The sequence below is a fragment of the Bacillus cereus group sp. BfR-BA-01350 genome, from assembly GCF_022663775.1.
GTDB lineage: Bacteria > Bacillota > Bacilli > Bacillales > Bacillaceae_G > Bacillus_A > Bacillus_A paranthracis.
In genome coordinates, this window is the sequence record NZ_JAKUGD010000016.1 from 54391 (window position 1) to 72012 (window position 17622).

Sequence of the window (17622 nt, forward strand, 5' to 3'; positions counted from 1 at the left end):
AAGGTAATTGACAGATTTATTTCTGCAGATGTGATGGTACCTTTCATAAAATTTATTTTTATATCCATTATACCGAATTAATAAATATAAAAGGGATATTTATATATAAGAGCAAATGATACATTCTTCATAAAATCTTAAGAAATCTCCTCAATTTTTGTTAAGAAACGATAGTTATACTTAGAAACAAGTTAAAAACTATTGAACGAATGGGGAGAAGTTTACATGCAGCTCATAACATTCTTACATGAATTTATTAAACATCCGAAACATACTGGTGCAGTTGCGCCAAGTTCAAAAATATTAGCAAAGAAAATGGTAGATGTAATTGATTTTAATAAAGCAAAATGCATTGTAGAGTTAGGGCCTGGTACAGGAGTCTTTACGAAAGAAATTATGAAGAGAAAGAAACAGGAAACAATATTTCTTCTTATTGAAATAAATGAAGTGTTTTGCAAAGAGCTAAAGAGAAAGTTTAAAGATGAGCAGAACGTCATTGTTGTGCATGGTTCAGCTGAAAATATAAAGAAGTATATGGAAGAGTTCCATATAGAATGCGTGGATTATGTCTTATCGGGATTACCTTTTACCTCTTTACCAGAAGAAGTTTCAAAACGCATTTTAAATAATGCAATGGAAGCAATACATGAGAATGGGGAATTCATAACATTTCAATATTCACTTGTGAAAAAAGGATTTATACAGCATTTCTTTCCTCAAATTACATTAGAAAAAGTGTGGCTCAATTTTCCGCCAGCGTACGTCTTTAGTTGTAAAAAAGAGCTAAGGAGAGTATATGCATAATGGAATTGCATGAATTATTATCTTATATTGAGCAGTATGGTTATTGGGCGTTATTTTTCTGTTTATGGTTAGGTATTATCGGTATGCCAATTCCAGACGAAATGATTGTAATGAGTGGCGGATTTGTCTCTTCACTAGGGATATTAAGTATCATTCCTGCATTTTTATTAACGTATTTAGGAGTTGTATCCGGACTTTCTTTAGGTTATATACTAGGGAAAATATTTGGTACAAAAGTACTTCATAAACTAATGAAAAAGAAAAAGGCAAAATATCTTTTGAAATCTCAACAAATGGTAGAGAAATATGGTCATTATGCGTTAGTTACAAGTTACTTCATACCAGTTGTAAGACATATCGTACCGTATTTAGTTGGAATGAATAACATGTCATTTCGGATATATGCTTTGTATTCCTATACGACAGGATTTGTTTGGACACTCATTTATTTCGTGCTCGGTTCTTTATTCGGACAACATATTGAAAGAATTGTAGCAGTTGCGATAGAGTATGGCGTATATTTTGGCGTAATTGTCGTTTTAATTGGTAGTTTGTTTTATGTAAAAAGAAGTGCAGTAATGAGTAAGTAGCGGAGGCTGTTCCAAAATCCATTTTGGACAGCCTTTTTTGTTGTTTCTACTGTCAGTTTTTGTCGGTAAGTCGATATTCCTTGTCGAAACGTCGATATATTCGAAAAATCGTTGATATATTTTGAGTTGTGTTCGATATATTCGAAAAATCGTCGATATAATTTCATGTACCTGGATGTAACGCCACATTTCTTCTACATTAAGAAAAAGTTAAGAAACTGTACGAGTTTTTATTAAGAAATGCGCTCTATACTTAGAAATGTTCTCAAGAAAACATAATGAAAGGCGGAATATAGATGAAAAGATTTATTTTTGGAGCAATGATTGTTATCGTCGCAGGAGCGACATATTTATTAAGTGGGAGTAAGCTATTAGATCAGATGAACCCATTTCTTGATATAGAGAATCATTACGCAATTATTGATAATGATGGAAAAGAATTAGGCGGAAATAAAGGCCGTGAATATACGGTGAAAGCTTATGATAAGGATGGAAAAGAAAAAGAAGTAACGATTGATGGAGTAGGTGAATTACAAAAAGGTTCGTATTGGCATGTGCTGACAAGAGGAAAGGTTTTACATGACAAAGTGCAAGTAACGATAGATAAAATTCCTGACGGTGCAAAGGAAAAGTTAGGATTGTAAATATAAACCCGATTCTCGATGAGAGAATCGGGTTTGTTATTTTATGGTAAAATTTAAAGGGGAGGAGTGAGAGGTATGCTACTCGTTGTTAGTCTTATATTAATTGGGATTATGTGTAGTATGAAATTCTTTGTGATCTAAAAACATGATGAAGTTCAATAAATTAATGGTGATGGTTTTACGAAGTGCACTGTAGGGCATCCCTTTTTGTAACTGAGATGTGTATAATTATCCCCAATAATATAAACTGCGTTTCATCATATCGTGATTATTATTAAGCTGTATTTCTACATTTACTTTTGTCCCTGTGTCTAATGTTGCTGAAATATCTAGAATTGATAATTTATCATTTGCGTGTTCTCGGTGTAAATGTGGATCTTCTAATTGTAGAGAAGCAATAGGTGACTCTAAAGACTCTTGTAACATCGCGTTTAAAAAGGCAATGAGAATATCTTCACTACCATTCGTACCAAACAATTGTTTAAATGCAAAATCAATGCGTAAATTCACTAATTGTTGGTTGAACAAAGTATGCCCTCTCCCTTATATGAAGGTGCTTCTTTTCTTAATTGTATCTAAAAATAACTAGAGGATGCAAATAGACCATTCTGCTATTTTTAAGTAGGATTATTATAATGTCAGAGGTAAGTATAGTTATGTTATACTCTAGTAAATTTGAAAAGTTTATATAGAGGTGAAGACGCTACAGATGCAAACAGATATTTTGAAACTATTAGATAAAAAGCAAAGTAAGTATGAATTTCCTGCTTTTGATAATGATTATATGGATATTTCACAAGTGAAATTCTCTCTTTTCTTTAAAGAGAATAAGGATTGGTTAATGGTGTTTCAAGTTGTCGGTGTAGGTTCATTAGGTGTATGTAATGATATTCAAGTATATGGAGATAGAATAAACCATTCAATTGGTGATGATGGAATTTTACAATTAAATGATGGAGAGTATGAGTTGTTTGATGATGAAGGTGAATTTATGCCAAATATTTATAATGACAGTGTGAAAATTCGCGAGCATCATTTTGAATATCAATTTACAGAAGAAGATTATGTGAATCATGGAATAGAAATACAAACGATAGAGTCTTATCCAACATATTTCATGCGTATGCTTGCTACTAATAATGAAGCACGAAATTTATTATGGTGGAGTAAAGAAGAGATTTTAGAAGAGTTTGATTTAGAAGGCGACTGGGAAGTAGCGTATGAAACGGAAGAATGGAAACATGTTGAAGATGAAAAAGTAAGTGAAAATGAATTCTTCCAATCAGTAGCCGCTGCAATAGAGAAGAAAGATCCAAGTATTATTGTGAAGAAGGATGCTAATACGCACTGGAAAAATTGGGTGGAGTTTGATTACGAAAATTCATATTAAAATATCTTTGTAATAAAAAAGACGAGCTAAAATGTTAAAACTTTAGCTCGTTTTTTTGTATTACACAACCGCAGGATTATAAATCATCGTAAAGTGTCCTGGTAATAATTCAATGTTACAAGGTGTATGAAGCGAACTTTCTCCATCTGTATCTACTTCTTTTTCTTCCTCTGTTTCGATATGAATGGATTTCGCTTTTACGTGGAAGATGTCATTTTCATTTGAGTCTTCAAATAGTTTCTTTCCGATATAATCTTTAAATGCTTGAATACCTGTTGATTTGACTACGAAAATATCAAGTGTTCCGTCGTCACATTTTACGTTCGGAATAAAGGACGGGATGCCGCCAAGATATTCACCGTTTCCAACCATGACAAGAACAGCTTCGTCTTCATATACTTGTCCGTCATAAGTGATTTTAACTGGGAATGTTTCAGCATTTTTGACAGTTCGAATTGTACTTAAGTAGTAGCCTATTTTTCCGAGCTTTGCTTTTTCTTCTGCATCAATATTGTTTGATACTTCAGATACGAGTCCAATGCCCCAGAAGTTTAGGAAATGTTGTCCGTTTGCTTTTGCAACGTCAACTGGTTTTACGTGTTCCTTAGTGATAAGTTTTGCTGCTTCTGCAATGTTTTGCGGAACGCCGAGTGTGCGAGAGAAGTCATTGCAAGTTCCACCTGGAATGATTGCAAGTGTAGGTCTAGTTTCAAGAGGTGCTAAGCCGTTTGTGCATTCAAATACTGTTCCGTCACCACCAAAGACGATAATTAAATCTACTTTACTAGCAAACTCTTGGCAATATTTTGTTGCATCACCTTGTTTTTTCGTATGAAGAATATGTAAGTCAGGAAAAGCTGCGGCAAGAGGCGGTACGATTTTCGTTAAATTTGTATGTAAGTCGCCTTGTCCAGCTTTTGGATTTACGATGAGGAGTACTTTTTCAAATTTTGTTTTTGTCATTTTCATCTCTCCCTGTTTTTTTGTAATGGAAAGAAAGGAGCTGTTCCGATGTATTGCAGAACAGCTTTTTCCTATTAATAAGGCGCTAAGATTGTCAGTTATTGTCGGTAAGTCGATATATTTAAAAAATCGCCGATATAAATTTTATGTACTATCGACTTTTTAAGTTATACGATTATTCCGTTACAACTGAAGCAATAAATGGTAAGTTACGATATTTTTCTGCGCAGTCGATGCCGTAGCCAACGATAAATTCGTCTGGAATTTGGAAGCCAACATATTCAGCTGTTAAATCCACTTTGCGGCGCTCAGGTTTATCAAGTAACGTACAGAATTTGAGTGCCTTTGGTTTATGCATAAAGAAGTGATCTTTTAAGAAGTGAAGTGTTAAACCAGAATCAATAATGTCTTCTACGACAATTACGTTTTTTCCAGTAATGTTTACATCGATATCTTTTAATAGTTTCACTTTTCCAGTTGTTTCTGTTTGATTTCCGTAGCTAGATGCAGAAATAAAGTCGATTGTTACATCGTTTTTAATGTGACGAATTAAATCAGCAGCAAATACGAAAGATCCTTTTAGTACAGCGATGACTACGATTTCTTCTCCTTCAAAATCACGTTCGATTTGAAGTGCTAGTTCTTTTACTTTGTCTTGTAATTGTTCTTCAGAAATTAAAGTGTCTTTTATTTCAATATTCATTGGAGTCCTCCTACAGTGTAAAACTTGTGAACATTTCGACTGTAAAGGATAGAAAGGAAAAAGTCAAAGAAGATAGTAATTTTTTACAAAGACAATAACAAAATCATCTGATGATATGATATACTAATTATATAAAGAAAACGCTTCCATAAAGGGTGATGATAATGAAGAAGAAACAGTACACAACTGTAACATTTATAAAAGCATTACTATTAACAATTGTTCTTGGATTGTTGGCTTATATAATTGATGTACCAGCGATTCGTATTTCACTAATTGGAATGACTTTAGTATTAGGCGCAATTTCCCATGGTATGATGTCACAGCTGCAAGAAGCTGGACTTGATGATATGAAAGACCATATAGATAAGAAATAAGAGACCTTCACATAGGCATAGTGAAGGTTTTTTTTGTTTCTTACAAAAATGTAAGGTAGTTGTAAGGGAAATCGATAGTTGCATAGTAGTGTTTTGGATAAACTATGGGTGTAAGGTAAAAGGCAAGCATATTTTAGGTAAATTAAGTTTTAGGCACTCTATATGTGAAAAAGGAGTAGGAGGGCATGGAGAAACGTTGGACGACCTTTTCTTTTTTAGCAACTAGCAACACCGTAATGCTAGCTGGCGAAATGGATTTTTTGCACTTGTTTGATCGAGAAGACGATCATTCTTCTTCTAAATTTACAATGAAATGGAGTAAGTGGAGCGAGAGTTGTAGGTTTGAAGAAGAGACCCCTAACGAAGAGCAAAAGGTTATTTTGACAAACCCTATTAAAGCGTGGGTTGTTCAACGTCGTAAGTGTAACGTCAAAAATCACTTAAAGAAAACTGAGCCGAGACAATTAGTTATCGCTCCGGCCCGTTCTACTTCTAAATCACGCGAAAGTAACATGTAAATAATTGAGACACACACCCGAAAAAACATCGTATATATTGCGATGTTTTTTTATTTTTTTACAATGAAATCTTTAAATGAAATATATTTCATCTGCATCTCATATTTATATCTCTTGTTTATTCTAGTGATACATCCGATGCGAAGTGATGTAAAACGTATAAAAGGAGAGAAATAAAATGAAAAAGAAACTATTACCGATCTGTGCAATAGCACTTTTAACAGTGGGATATTCTTCAGTAGCAAGTGCGGATACTGGAACAGTAACGAAGGAAGAAGCAACGCAACTGCAACAAGATAAGGCGAAAAAAGAAGCAGCGATTAAGGAACAGCAAAAAAATGAAGAAGAGAAAAAGAGAATAGCACAAGAACAGCTGAAAAATGATATGGCAAAAAAAGAAGAAGCAATAAAGGCTCAGCAAAAGAGTGAGGAAGGGAAAAAGGAAGCTGCACAAGTACAACAAAAAAATGCTGCAACTAAAAAAGAAGTAGCAAAGCCAGCTGTACAAGGTGAAAAGTTACCAAACACTGCATCAAATAATGTAGTAATGATGGGATTAAGTGCATGTCTTGTAGCAATCGGTACATTATTTGGTTTGAAACGTCGCAATAAAGTTAAGGCGTAATTACAATATTGCCCTATAAAGAATGGGATAATTTCATATATTAAAAATGGTAGGTTATTCCTACCATTTTTGGCATGGAGGGATGAAGAATGAAGTTACTCAATTATATCGGTATCATATTGATGGCTATAGGACTATTTATGGGATCATATTATGCTGTGGAATGGTATAAAGGAAAAAGCTCTGCCGGGCAACTAACGAAGGAAGAAATAAAGAGCCTTACCAATATACAACATAATCAACTTTCACATGAAACTCCCGTAACTTCTCAAGTCCCTTCTTCTCAAACAGAGCATAAAGAAGGAGAAAAGGTAGCGATGTTACATATACCGAAAATAAAGAAGAAGTTTTCTGTATATTGGGGAGCGGATGATGCAACGCTGAAAAAAGGAGTTGGAATGTTCGTTAGTGATGTAACGACAACGCCATCTGGAGGGGGCCATACTGTACTAAGTGGGCACCGGGATACGGTCTTTACAGATTTAGGAGAGTTAAAAGAAAAAGATACTCTTGTTTTAGAGTATGATAATAAAACGTACACATATGAAATTCAAAAGAAGTGGATTACCCATGCGGATGATCGTACTGTTATTATAAAAAAAGAAGAACAGATATTAACACTGACGACTTGCTATCCATTTAATTATATAGGGGATGCACCGGATAGATATATTATCGAGGCGAAGTTAACTGCTAGTTATTCAAAGTGAAATTGTAGTTTCTCAAAGTGGGAGGGGGATACATAAGTTATGTCAAAAAATATTTTAATTGTTGAAGATGAAGACATATTACGCGAAATATTAAAAGATTATTTTTTAAGTGAGCAATATGTAGTGTTTGAAGCAAGGGACGGGAAAGAAGCTTTAGTTGTATTTGAGGAAGAAGAGGTTGATTTAGTTATTTTAGATATTATGTTGCCGGAACTTGATGGATGGTCCGTTTGCCGAAGAATCCGTAAAACATCCGAGGTTCCTATTATTATGCTAACGGCACGTGTTGATGAAGACGATACGTTACTTGGATTTGAACTTGGAGCAGATGACTATGTGACGAAGCCGTATAGTCCGCCAATTTTATTAGCAAGAGCGAAACGGTTGTTAGAAAGTAGAAAAGTAACAAAGAAACTTTTAGAGAATGAAGATGATACATTATCAATTCATGGCATCCACGTCCACTTTCCATCGCGTACTGTTACGGTAGATAGAACAGACATTAATTTAACACATACAGAATTTGAAATATTAGCGTATTTTATGAGAAATCAAGGGATTGTTTTAACAAGAGAGCAACTTATATCAAGAATTTGGGGATATGAATTTGCTGGTGACGACCGAACGGTTAACAGCCATATTCGTAATTTAAGAAATAAATTAGGAGAGAAAGCAAAGTACATTACAACTGTAGTACGAACGGGTTATAAATTTGAGGGGAATGTATGAGAAAAGGGATTGTACTAAAATTATTTACTCTCACAACAGCATTATGTATGTTAATTTTAGCGACAATATTTATTGGACAAACGATATTTTTTAAACAATATTATGCGAATCGAAAAGTGGAAGATATTAAAGTGAATTTAAATTCCTTTGAGAAAAATTATTTAAACTATGCAGGAAATACAGAAGAAATTAAGCGACTGGAGCAAGACTTTTTAAGAGAAAATAATACGTGGATTACGACATTAGATCAGAACGGGAATTTAAAGCATGCGGATGATTTTTATTTTGAGGTAACGATAGATCGTAAGCAACAGAAGAGTTTTGGACAACAAATATTCAAAATTCCTTTATACAATCTCATCAATATAGAAGAGATTGATAATAAGTCATCAACTCCGTTTTTAGGCCAAGAAATTTATTTTTCAGGAGTGAAAAAAGAAGAAAGTTTTATTCCATTCTCTTTTTCGCTAGGTAAGCAAAATTTGAATGGATTTAATAAACAGTTAGAAAAAGCATTTAATGAGAAAATGAGTAAATTAGATCAGGAGAAAAAGAAAGCAGCTGAGGAACAATTTGGTAAGGAAAAGAAGCCGGCAGTTCAGGAGCAAGCTGCCCAAGAACCAGATATTCACATAAGAGGGCGTGTTACGAAAGTTCAGCTTCCGGATGTAACAGGTCCTATAAATCCAATTTATAAAAATAGCATCTTTTTAGATAACATAAAAGAATTTCAAACGGATTTATTATTGAAAGAGAGCAAGCCCATACAATATGCAACACAAACAATGGACTATGAAAAAAATGATATTAAATATAAATTATTAATCAAACCAATAAAAGAAAAAGACGGATCCGTCACATATATATATGCAATGGCTTCTTTACAGCCTGTAGATGAAGCTGTACAAATGGTGCAAGATTACTACATTTACATCATTGCATTTGTAGTTGTTCTTATTTTTCTAGCTTCGTTCTATTACTCTAAGCAAATCGCAAAGCCGTTATTAAAAATAAATGATACGACGAAGAAAATAGCGCATTTAGATTTCACAGAACAAATACCGATTACTTCAAAAGATGAAATTGGTGATTTATCGAAAAATATTAATGTATTATCCAATAAACTCCATTCCCATATTGGACAGCTAGAACAAGATATTGAAAAGGAAAGAAAGTTAGAAAAGACGCGGAAAGAATTCATTTCTGGTGTTTCGCATGAACTAAAAACACCACTGAGTATTATGAAAAGCTGTATTTCTATTTTAAAAGATGGAGTAGCTGAGCATAAAAAAGAGTACTATTTTCAAGCGATGGAACGGGAAGTAGACAAAATGGATACTTTAATTTTGGATATGCTGGAGTTAGCTAAATTTGAGTCAGGCACATATAAAATGAAAAAGGATTCATTTTATATTGATACAGTAATGGAAGATATATGTGAAAACCTTTCTGTAGAAATAGAGAAAAAAGGACTTCGTGTTCATAAACATATAGGCCCATTTGAAGTAGTCGCAAATCAAGGCCGGATTGAACAAGTCATCGTGAACTTCATTACGAATGCGATACGTTATACACCAAATAAAGAAGATATTATTATTTCTACAATAGATGAGAAGGATCGTATAAAAGTATGTATTGAAAATAAAGGTACTCATATTGAAGAAGAGCAATTAGATAAAATTTGGGATCGTTTTTATCGCGTAGATGCAGCTCGCCAGCGTTCGCAAGGAGGAACAGGTCTTGGACTTGCCATTTCAAAGAATATTTTAGAACTACATGATGCTGAATATGGGGCAGAAAATACAGAAGATGGTGTGTTATTTTATTTCTATTTATCGAAAGAAGCGTAGACAATATGATCTACGCTTTTTTTTATTTATTTTCATATTATCTTTACCTAATCTTTATTTTTAATCAGTATAATTTGTTTAGAAAATGAGGTTATGTAAGGAGTCGATGAACCGTGCATAGCAATTGGCTAAGTATAATGGTATTTATTTTCTTTTGCGTATTTATTGTATTTTTAATTGATATTACGATATGAAAAAAAGAGCGCTCATTAAGCGCCCTTTTTGTTTGCATTTATTTGATAAGCATTGATGCTCTTGAATAAGCGTGGTGAAGTAAGAAATAAAAATATAAGTAAAACGGTACATAGAATATAAGAACCAATCATTGTACTACCATTTACGATTAATGAATATAGCACAGCTGATTGACCTTTCGGTGCATATTGTCCCCAGAAAATGATACCAGCAATAAAGTGACAGAAATAGCGAGCAAAGCTACCGATAAATGTAGCAAGGATAATATAACCAAGAACTTTCTTACCTTCGTTTTGTTTTGAAGAAGGTTTGTCTTTACGGCTACCTAAATTTGATTGTTCTAAGTTATTTTCATTAGACGTTAAAAGTGCTTTTTGAATTGGACGATAGAATAAGCCAGCAAATCCAATAAAAGCAAAGGCAATGAAGTACTCAATGAATGCTTGAACAGGTGTTAAAATGTAAGCATCTCCCACGACAATTTGTAATAGTCCCCAAACTAAACCACCTAAGAAAGCTGATTTAAAGCCCCAGCGGTAAGCAATAATAAAAATAGGAATCATAGCAAATGAAATGGAACCGCCTGTTGGAAGTTTAAGTGATAATGGTAAAATATCGATGATCATAGCGAAGGCTGCAAGAATAGCAGATTCGATCATCGCTTGTAAATTGGTGTTACGCATGTTGTCTCCCCCTAAATCCAAGTTGTACAAAAAAGAATAGATATCATAGGAGGATACGAAATACGTAAATAAAAGAGGTATGTATTTCGGACGTTTGCACAATCCCTGCGTTAGAATTAACTAACAGGTTCGAAGGGTCGGAACGAAGTGTTCCCTCTCAGCGGCATAGCTCCCCCTGTGATAACGAAATTCTTTATTTGCTACTGTTTATTGTAAGCGAAATGGATGAGAATGGCAAACGAATACAGTATGACAATGATTGAAATAGAATTGTAGCGAAATGTTAATAAATATGAAGCAAAAGGGTATAGTACAAGAGAAATAGAGTGTGCTATAATTTGTCTGAAAATAATTATCATTCTCTTCTGAGGGGGAAGGTTATGAGCTTAGTAGATATTAAAATCGGTGAGAAAGTGTTAGTAAAAAGCGTTCAGTCGTTAGATCAATTATTAAAGAGAAGACTGGCTGCTTTTGGTCTTTCGGAAGGAAGCGAACTTCGTATGAAGCAAAAAGCGATGTTCAAAGGTCCTTGTACATTGGAGTGTCGTGGACAGTTAATTAGCATTCGTCATTGTGACGCGAAAATGATAAAGGTGGAATTAGCGTGAATAAGGTAGCTTTGCTAGGGAATCCGAATACAGGGAAAACATCATTATTTAATGCACTTACTGGTTCTTATGAATATGTAGGAAACTGGAGCGGTGTAACAGTAGAAAAGAAGGTTGGTAAATTAAAAGATAAGCAAGGAACATTGATTGATTTACCGGGTGTGTATGATTTGAATCCAGTTTCACGTGATGAAGGTGTTGTAACAAACTTTCTACTAACAGAAGAATTTCAGCATATGTTAAATATTGTGGATTCTTCGCAATTTGAACGAAATATGCATTTAACGTTGCAATTACTTGAATTTGGTAAGCCAGTTTCAATTGGTTTAAATATGATTGATGTGGCGAAGCAAAGAGGCATTGTAATTGATGTAAAACGATTATCAGAACTATTAGGTGTAACAGTCGTTCCTGTCGTTGCAAGAAGCGGAAAAGGTTGTGAAGAACTACTTGCGACTCTTAAAGAAAATGACAAAAACGAGAAACAACCATTCGTTATTTCATATGGTGTACAAATGGATGAAGGAATCGAAGAGGTAATTTCTCTTTTAGAGAAAGCGAATTACGAGCATCCGAGATGGTTAGCGCTTCAATTTTTAAGCAATAACGAAATAGTAGAAAAAGAAATGAAAGCATTACCAATTTATAAGGAACTTATAGCCATTCGATCTCGCTTAGAAGAAAAACTTGATTGTACGTTGGAAGAGCATATTTATAAAACTCGTGAAGCGTATATTGAAAAGTTAAAAACAAATGTTATGAAGCATGAGAAAGAAGGAAAAATTCCTTTTTCAGAAAAAATTGATAGATTAATTACACATAAAATTTTAGGACTTCCAATCTTTTTAGCAGTTATGTTTTTTATTTTTCAGGTTACGTTTACGTGGATTGGGACACCACTGTCAGATATGTTAGATGAGTTTTTTGCTGGGCAGCTTACGGATTGGGTGACAGCTGGACTTACAAGTGTCGGAGCTTCTGATTTTATTCAAGCACTCGTTACAGAAGGTATTATTGCCGGTGTTGGTGCTGTATTAGTATTCGTTCCACAAATCTTTGCACTATTCTTTTTCATTTCATTATTAGAAGATTCAGGGTATATGGCGCGAATTGCAGTTGTTATGGATAGAATTATGGAGTTCTTCGGTTTAAACGGAAAAGCGTTCATTCCAATGATTATCGGTTTTGGCTGTAACGTTCCAGGGATTATGGCAGCGAGAACGATTGAACAAGAAAAAGAACGTTTACTTACAGTTCTTGTAACACCATTTATGTCTTGTTCGGCACGTTTGCCTGTATATGCGTTATTTGCGGGAGTATTCTTCCCTCATAGTCAGGCAACTGTTGTGTTCTCCCTATATGTTGCAGGGATTGTCCTTGCGTTATTAGTTACAAAGATTATGTCTCTTACCATTTTAAAAGCGGAAAAATCTATTTTTGTTATTGAACTACCGCCTTACCGCGTGCCGCAAGCGAAAACGTTATGGCTAAGTACGTGGGAGAAAGGGAAAGGATTTGTTCGTAAAGCAGGTACATTTATCTTCGGTGGTTCTGTTGTCATTTGGCTATTAAATTATGCAGGGCCATCAGGATTTGGTGTTGATATGGGAGACAGTTTCTTAGCAATGATTGGTGGATTTATCGCACCACTATTTGCACCGCTCGGTTTTGGAACGTGGCAAGCTGCAGCTTCCCTTTTAACAGGATTTTTAGCGAAGGAAGTTGTCGTTTCTACAATGGCCATTATTTATGCGGTGAAAGAAGATGTGCTTGGAAATGTAATGGGAGCACATTATACAGCATTGTCAGCTTATGCATTTATGTTCTTTATTTTATTATATGTTCCGTGTTTAGCGACGGTAGCTGTTATTAAACGTGAAACAGGATCAGCGAAATGGACGATTTTCTCAGTCGTGTATCCACTCGTAGTTGCTTATGTATTAACGCTCATTATATACCAAGTTGGATCCCTACTCGGATTCTAGAAGGAGATGTATTGTGATGATGGTCAATATTATAATGGGAGCTATCATTTTTGGTTATGCAGCATACACGTTAGTTAATTTTGTAAAGAGAAGTAAAAAAGGAAAATGCGCGGCATGTTCTTTAAATAAGTCATGTCAGTCGAATACTTGTAGTCCGGATATGGAGCAAATTGCTCATAAATAGAAGAAAGCTTTGCGAATTTGAATTGAACCCAAAAAGTTAGACAAATATATTAAGCAGCTAATAAGGATTGAACTCTGTATTACACAGGGGGCAATCCTTTTAGTTTTGTTTTAATTCTTTTGTGATTGTAGTAATCAATATAAGTTTCTAGTTCTTGCTTAAATTGTTCCATTTACTGCTTGTATTTTATCTTTTGAAGAAAATTTAGCCATAAAAAATGCACCTCCAATTGTTAATTATGTGTCTAACAATTGGAGTGCACTTCATTACAGGCAGTCTTTTTAATTTACTTCAATATCTCGTCCTTCTGTCATCATTTTATTTCTCCAAAGCAAAAGGAATCTCCTAAATTCTGAAGTTTCTAATTTACATTGATATTTGGTGGACTAATGTAATAATTAATCGCGCTCGTATATTTTGGATAAGCAGTGGTAATTTCTCCATTTTCAATAATCATCTCAACCTTAAATCCAGAGGAAGTTTGCTCTACGTATTTATTTGGAGCGATTTGAACAAGATTGGTATATGCTTCTTTAATAGAATCAACTACCTGGACTCTATTCCAATCCTTAGGGAAAAATGAAGATTTAGCTTGTTTTATAATACCATCAACCTTTAGCTCTGCAACATATACTCCTGCAGGATTTGGTGGCCTAGTAACGCGAATTATCTCTCCCCCATCATATTCTCGTGAATAGTATCTTTTATTTTATTCACATCTTTATACGCTGCATCGATACCATGTTTAAATTTATCATATAAAGACTCATCGGAATTTTTTACTTTACTAAGATCCTCATAAGTTTCCTTGAGACCATGCCAAACCTTGTCACGTAAAAATCCATCATTTTTCTCACTATTTAACTTACCACACATTGCTCCTTCTTCAAGATTTCCATCATATGAAGCATCTGCGGTACGGAATTTTTTCGGCAATTCTTTTCAAATTCTCTTCCACTTTTATAATCGAATTGATAGATGTAAAAGCTTTTGGTCTTGCATCATTGAACATTTGAATGAACTGTTGGTTAGAGGCACCAATCCATTGAAAACACAAATGATCTATTTCATTACATAAATTATTATGTATAGTTTCTCATGCGATGCTGGTATTATTTGCACAATTAGCAACTTCTTCTAGCATTTCAGTTGTTACTTTGATTTGAACCATTTCTTTCCTCCCTTTCCCCAAATTAAAATTATGAGATAAAAAGAAAAAATGTAAATACGGAAACTTTAGATTAGCATAATAATATTTGTGTTAAATAATGTTAAAAGGTGCACTCATATTTAAGTGCACCTTTTAACATTATGTTTAATCCGCCATATTTAGAGCGTAGTCTACATTTATCTTACCATTACCATATTCAAAAGCATTACCAAGAGAAATAGCCGCTTTATTCATAATCTCTCTAACTTGTTTATTTGATAAATAAGGGTTCTTTTCAAATATTAATGAAGCAACGCCCGCGACGTGGGCTGCTGCCATAGATGTTCCGCTATCTAATCTGTAATTTCCATCTTTCCATGTACTTAAAATATCAACACCAGGTGCCATTAATTCAAGTTCATCACCTTTACTTGAAAGAAAACCGCGTGCATCATTTTTATCTAAAGCTCCGACAGCAACTACTGATTGGAATTTTGCAGGATAAGAAATTGTATTTCCGTCCTTATACCCCTCATTACCAGCTGAGGCAATTAATAAGATACCCTTTTGATAAGCCTTGTCCATAGCTTCTTTAAAAAATGCTGACTCTTTCTTTCCTCCTAAGCTCATTAAAACAATATTTACATTATGTTCAATGGCCCAGTCTATTCCCTTTACAACTGTACTGTATTTTCCATTTGTATATTTATCTAATACTTTTACGGCATATAAATCTACATTAGGTGCTATACCTGTCATTCCTAATTCATTATCTTGTGCTGCGACAATTCCTGCTAAATGTGTCCCGTGACCGTTATCATCATCAAAACTTGGGTGATTCTCTACAAATGAAATACCGTCTTTTATTTTTAAATCTGTATGTTCTGTATCAATTCCCGAATCCAATATAGCAACAGATACCCCTTTTCCAGTGAAAGGAATAGTGTTGATGGATTTTGATTGTGTCATTGAGGGATTAGTTTGAGTATTACTATCCCCAAGGGCTTTAATAGTTTGATCTACTTCCACTTCACTAACATTACTATTATGTTTTAAAACTTTTTCAGGATTATAGGAGAATTCAGCTTTAATAATAGGTAAATTTTCAAAGGTTTCCTTAATAACACCACCATGTTTAATGATAAGTTGTTCGTCAACTGTGTTATTAAACATAATTAAGTAGTCTTTTTTTATATCATGTTCAGCAGCAAATACGTTTTTTTCATTTAATCCACCAATAAAAAAGATTAATAAAGAAAAAATAGTAAAAGCAAATAAAGGTAAATTATGAATAGTTATTTTTTTCATCGAATGTTAGTCCTTTCAAACGTAAAAATAAGACGCATATTGCGCCTTATTTTTGTGATTCTGAAATTAAATACTCACAAATGTCTGTATGTATACCTTGTCGATTCGTACGCTTTAATAAAATTAAAGGTTTTACATCTTCAGGTAAAAATGGAGTAATAAGAGATGAAAATGCTTCAAAAGTTGGAGCATTTTCTATAGATAGTCCATTAAAACCTGTAGTATCTAAATGAGAGTATTTAGATAACATGGCTTCTTTATGAGATTCAAAATATTTAATTCCATCTTTTTCTAATTGCTCTGATTGACGTCTTAATTGAAGAGAAAAAGCACTTAGAATATCTACAAAAATATTATGTTGTTCTCTAGAAAAATTATAGTCAATCATATAATCATAGAGAGGGTTGTCATCAATATTAACCATTTTTTTCAATAGTTCAATTTGATATTTTAATAATTCGAATTCATTCGTGTTCATGTATATCATCTCCATACTTCTATAAGGTATCAATACTATTATTACACATTATAGAATAACAAATAAAATTCCTTCCGCTACTACATCTGCTGTAGAAGGTGTTATGCCGCAATCATCAATTAAAAAGTTTTTTAATCCTCGTTTAGCTACATTTTCTGTGTACTCTAAATAGTGGGCAATTGATAAACGATTTTCTTTTACAGCGTTCTTATATTTTGCTTTACCTAAGTATCCAAGAAGGCTTTCTAACGCTTCACCGCCCCATTTTAAACCGTAAATTAATCCTTGCTTTTTCCAACCTTGAGCAGATACCTCGCCGTCTTCATCTATATCAATTGTTGGATTTTGATTTAAATCAGTCACATTGTAGTTTGTTTGTGGGAAATTCACAACATTATTTTTCACAGGTGCATCTGTTTCAGCAGCAAAAGAAGAAAGTGGTGCAACTGTTAAAAGTGCAGCGAATGCCATTGAAGCTGGGATGATTTTCTTGAATTTTGATTTTAAGTTTAGGTTTAACATAAGTGTATAATTCCTCCAAAAATGTTTTTTTAAAATAACGATTCCAATTGTTGCATATTTTATTTAGGGCGTCCATGCGATATGCAATATTGCATTTATAAATGTATATATATTATTTATTGGGTAAAATATTATTTTTTATGTCTGTTCTTTATTAGAGGGGATTAAAATAAAAATGGTGTCATTTATTTAAGTGAAGTGAAGTTACATCCAAAAATCATTTTCTTTAACTGTTTTAAACCCTCTTCCGATTTGAAATAGTTATCTTCTTAATTAATCAAATCCGTTGTAACGTTATGACGGACGAAATTGTTTATTCTGCTAGTGAAGTATCCAAACGACTAGGAATAAGTGATAGCACTCTTAGAAAGTACATGGAAGTATTGCAGTGCGAAGTAATAAAGGGATATAAAGATGGTATGTATAACATTAATGGTAATTAGTGGATTTCAGGTGAGTGTGTAAGGTTCGAAAAATAAAACAAGAGCCGTCCTTAATGAAGTGACCCCCGAAAGTTAGACAGGTCGTTTCATTAGGCAGCCTCTAGGGTATGAGCCCGGTATTGTACTGGGCTCATACCCTTTAATTTTGCCTTAATTCTTTTAT

20 protein-coding genes, 5 pseudogenes and 1 riboswitch are annotated in these 17622 nt (G+C 33.8%); of the genes and pseudogenes, 14 read left to right on the forward strand and 11 right to left on the reverse strand.

The window, feature by feature from the left end:
- The first annotated feature begins 225 nt into the window (after positions 1-225).
- The 3 genes from MR147_RS24175 to MR147_RS24185 all read left to right on the forward strand — a co-directional run bounded on the left by MR147_RS24175 (position 226) and on the right by MR147_RS24185 (position 2038).
- Entirely contained in the window at positions 226-804 is a 579-nt protein-coding gene (locus tag MR147_RS24175; protein ID WP_001176082.1) for a class I SAM-dependent methyltransferase, read from the forward strand.
- Complete coding sequence (locus tag MR147_RS24180) at positions 804-1394, forward strand: DedA family protein (RefSeq protein ID WP_074606111.1); 591 nt, start codon at positions 804-806, stop codon at positions 1392-1394. Before MR147_RS24175 ends, MR147_RS24180 begins: the two co-directional genes overlap by 1 nt.
- A gap of 296 nt (positions 1395-1690) precedes the next feature.
- Positions 1691-2038 (forward strand): YxeA family protein, encoded by a 348-nt coding sequence (locus tag MR147_RS24185; protein WP_074606109.1) that lies wholly within the window; start codon positions 1691-1693, stop codon positions 2036-2038.
- A gap of 114 nt (positions 2039-2152) precedes the next feature.
- On the opposite strand, the pseudogene MR147_RS24190 reads toward MR147_RS24185, so the two are convergent.
- A pseudogene (locus tag MR147_RS24190) lies at positions 2153-2566 on the reverse strand (Rpn family recombination-promoting nuclease/putative transposase); the annotation flags it as partial.
- Positions 2567-2747: 181 nt separating this feature from the next.
- On the opposite strand from MR147_RS24190, the gene MR147_RS24195 reads away from it, so the two are divergent.
- Positions 2748-3428 (forward strand): DUF7003 family protein, encoded by a 681-nt coding sequence (locus tag MR147_RS24195; protein WP_074606107.1) that lies wholly within the window; start codon positions 2748-2750, stop codon positions 3426-3428.
- Positions 3429-3488: 60 nt separating this feature from the next.
- Here the strand turns inward: MR147_RS24195 and MR147_RS24200 are convergent, their stop codons facing one another.
- Entirely contained in the window at positions 3489-4391 is a 903-nt protein-coding gene (locus MR147_RS24200) for a diacylglycerol/lipid kinase family protein (protein WP_071728724.1), read from the reverse strand.
- 175 nt (positions 4392-4566) lie between these two features.
- A complete protein-coding gene (hpt, locus tag MR147_RS24205; RefSeq protein ID WP_001019299.1) occupies positions 4567-5094 on the reverse strand; it encodes a hypoxanthine phosphoribosyltransferase in 528 nt (175 codons plus the stop codon).
- Between the two features lie 161 nt (positions 5095-5255).
- Here hpt and MR147_RS24210 point away from each other — a divergent pair, with 161 nt between their 5' ends.
- The 6 genes from MR147_RS24210 (at position 5256) to MR147_RS24235 (ending at position 9903) form a co-directional block, all read left to right on the forward strand.
- Complete coding sequence (locus tag MR147_RS24210) at positions 5256-5471, forward strand: hypothetical protein (protein WP_002156638.1); 216 nt, start codon at positions 5256-5258, stop codon at positions 5469-5471.
- 185 nt (positions 5472-5656) lie between these two features.
- Positions 5657-5989 (forward strand): hypothetical protein, encoded by a 333-nt coding sequence (locus MR147_RS24215; protein ID WP_000415605.1) that lies wholly within the window; start codon positions 5657-5659, stop codon positions 5987-5989.
- A gap of 178 nt (positions 5990-6167) precedes the next feature.
- Positions 6168-6614, forward strand: coding sequence for an LPXTG cell wall anchor domain-containing protein (locus MR147_RS24220; protein ID WP_000728006.1), 447 nt, complete (start codon positions 6168-6170; stop codon positions 6612-6614).
- An 89-nt stretch (positions 6615-6703) separates the two neighbouring features.
- Positions 6704-7324 carry a class D sortase gene (locus tag MR147_RS24225; RefSeq protein ID WP_074606105.1) on the forward strand — a complete coding sequence of 207 codons (621 nt, stop codon included), beginning with the start codon at positions 6704-6706 and terminating at the stop codon, positions 7322-7324.
- A gap of 39 nt (positions 7325-7363) precedes the next feature.
- Entirely contained in the window at positions 7364-8053 is a 690-nt protein-coding gene (locus MR147_RS24230) for a response regulator transcription factor (RefSeq protein WP_074606103.1), read from the forward strand.
- The gene (locus MR147_RS24235) at positions 8050-9903 is read left to right on the forward strand and encodes a sensor histidine kinase (RefSeq protein WP_074606101.1); all 1854 of its coding nucleotides are present in this window, start codon (positions 8050-8052) and stop codon (positions 9901-9903) included. Before MR147_RS24230 ends, MR147_RS24235 begins: the two co-directional genes overlap by 4 nt.
- Before the next feature lie 209 nt (positions 9904-10112).
- Here MR147_RS24235 and thiT read toward each other — a convergent pair whose 3' ends face one another.
- Positions 10113-10781: an energy-coupled thiamine transporter ThiT gene (gene thiT, locus MR147_RS24240; protein ID WP_074606100.1), complete on the reverse strand. Its 669-nt coding sequence runs from the start codon at positions 10779-10781 to the stop codon at positions 10113-10115.
- A gap of 84 nt (positions 10782-10865) precedes the next feature.
- Positions 10866-10967: riboswitch (TPP riboswitch) on the reverse strand.
- 194 nt (positions 10968-11161) lie between these two features.
- On the opposite strand from thiT, the gene MR147_RS24245 reads away from it, so the two are divergent.
- The 3 genes from MR147_RS24245 to MR147_RS24255 are packed head-to-tail and all read left to right on the forward strand — an operon-like array spanning position 11162 to position 13558.
- Complete coding sequence (locus MR147_RS24245) at positions 11162-11389, forward strand: FeoA family protein (RefSeq protein ID WP_000060519.1); 228 nt, start codon at positions 11162-11164, stop codon at positions 11387-11389.
- On the forward strand, positions 11386-13374 hold the full coding sequence (gene feoB, locus MR147_RS24250; RefSeq protein WP_074606099.1) for a ferrous iron transport protein B: 1989 nt from the start codon (positions 11386-11388) through the stop codon (positions 13372-13374). The genes MR147_RS24245 and feoB overlap by 4 nt, the downstream gene beginning before the upstream one ends.
- Positions 13375-13390: 16 nt before the next feature.
- Entirely contained in the window at positions 13391-13558 is a 168-nt protein-coding gene (locus MR147_RS24255; RefSeq protein WP_074606098.1) for a FeoB-associated Cys-rich membrane protein, read from the forward strand.
- A 79-nt stretch (positions 13559-13637) separates the two neighbouring features.
- Here MR147_RS24255 and MR147_RS24260 read toward each other — a convergent pair.
- The 7 genes and pseudogenes from MR147_RS24260 to MR147_RS24285 form a co-directional block, all read right to left on the reverse strand.
- Positions 13638-13730, reverse strand: a pseudogene (locus tag MR147_RS24260) (IS3 family transposase); the annotation flags it as partial.
- A 109-nt stretch (positions 13731-13839) separates the two neighbouring features.
- A pseudogene (locus MR147_RS27285) lies at positions 13840-14228 on the reverse strand (EndoU domain-containing protein).
- Positions 14225-14434: a hypothetical protein gene (locus tag MR147_RS27290; RefSeq protein ID WP_370648076.1), complete on the reverse strand. Its 210-nt coding sequence runs from the start codon at positions 14432-14434 to the stop codon at positions 14225-14227. The pseudogene MR147_RS27285 and the gene MR147_RS27290 overlap by 4 nt, the downstream one beginning before the upstream one ends.
- Positions 14408-14729: pseudogene (locus MR147_RS24270) on the reverse strand (WXG100 family type VII secretion target); the annotation flags it as partial. The pseudogene MR147_RS24270 and the gene MR147_RS27290, both read right to left, overlap by 27 nt.
- A 144-nt stretch (positions 14730-14873) precedes the next feature.
- Positions 14874-16016, reverse strand: a complete 1143-nt coding sequence (locus MR147_RS24275; RefSeq protein WP_000724386.1) for a S8 family peptidase — start codon at positions 16014-16016, stop codon at positions 14874-14876.
- Positions 16017-16062: 46 nt separating this feature from the next.
- Positions 16063-16494, reverse strand: coding sequence for a hypothetical protein (locus tag MR147_RS24280; RefSeq protein ID WP_001095277.1), 432 nt, complete (start codon positions 16492-16494; stop codon positions 16063-16065).
- Positions 16495-16542: 48 nt separating this feature from the next.
- Positions 16543-17016 (reverse strand): hypothetical protein, encoded by a 474-nt coding sequence (locus MR147_RS24285; protein ID WP_000933426.1) that lies wholly within the window; start codon positions 17014-17016, stop codon positions 16543-16545.
- 296 nt (positions 17017-17312) lie between these two features.
- Here MR147_RS24285 and MR147_RS27365 point away from each other — a divergent pair.
- Positions 17313-17432: pseudogene (locus tag MR147_RS27365) on the forward strand (MerR family transcriptional regulator); the annotation flags it as partial.
- Positions 17433-17622 lie beyond the last annotated feature (190 nt).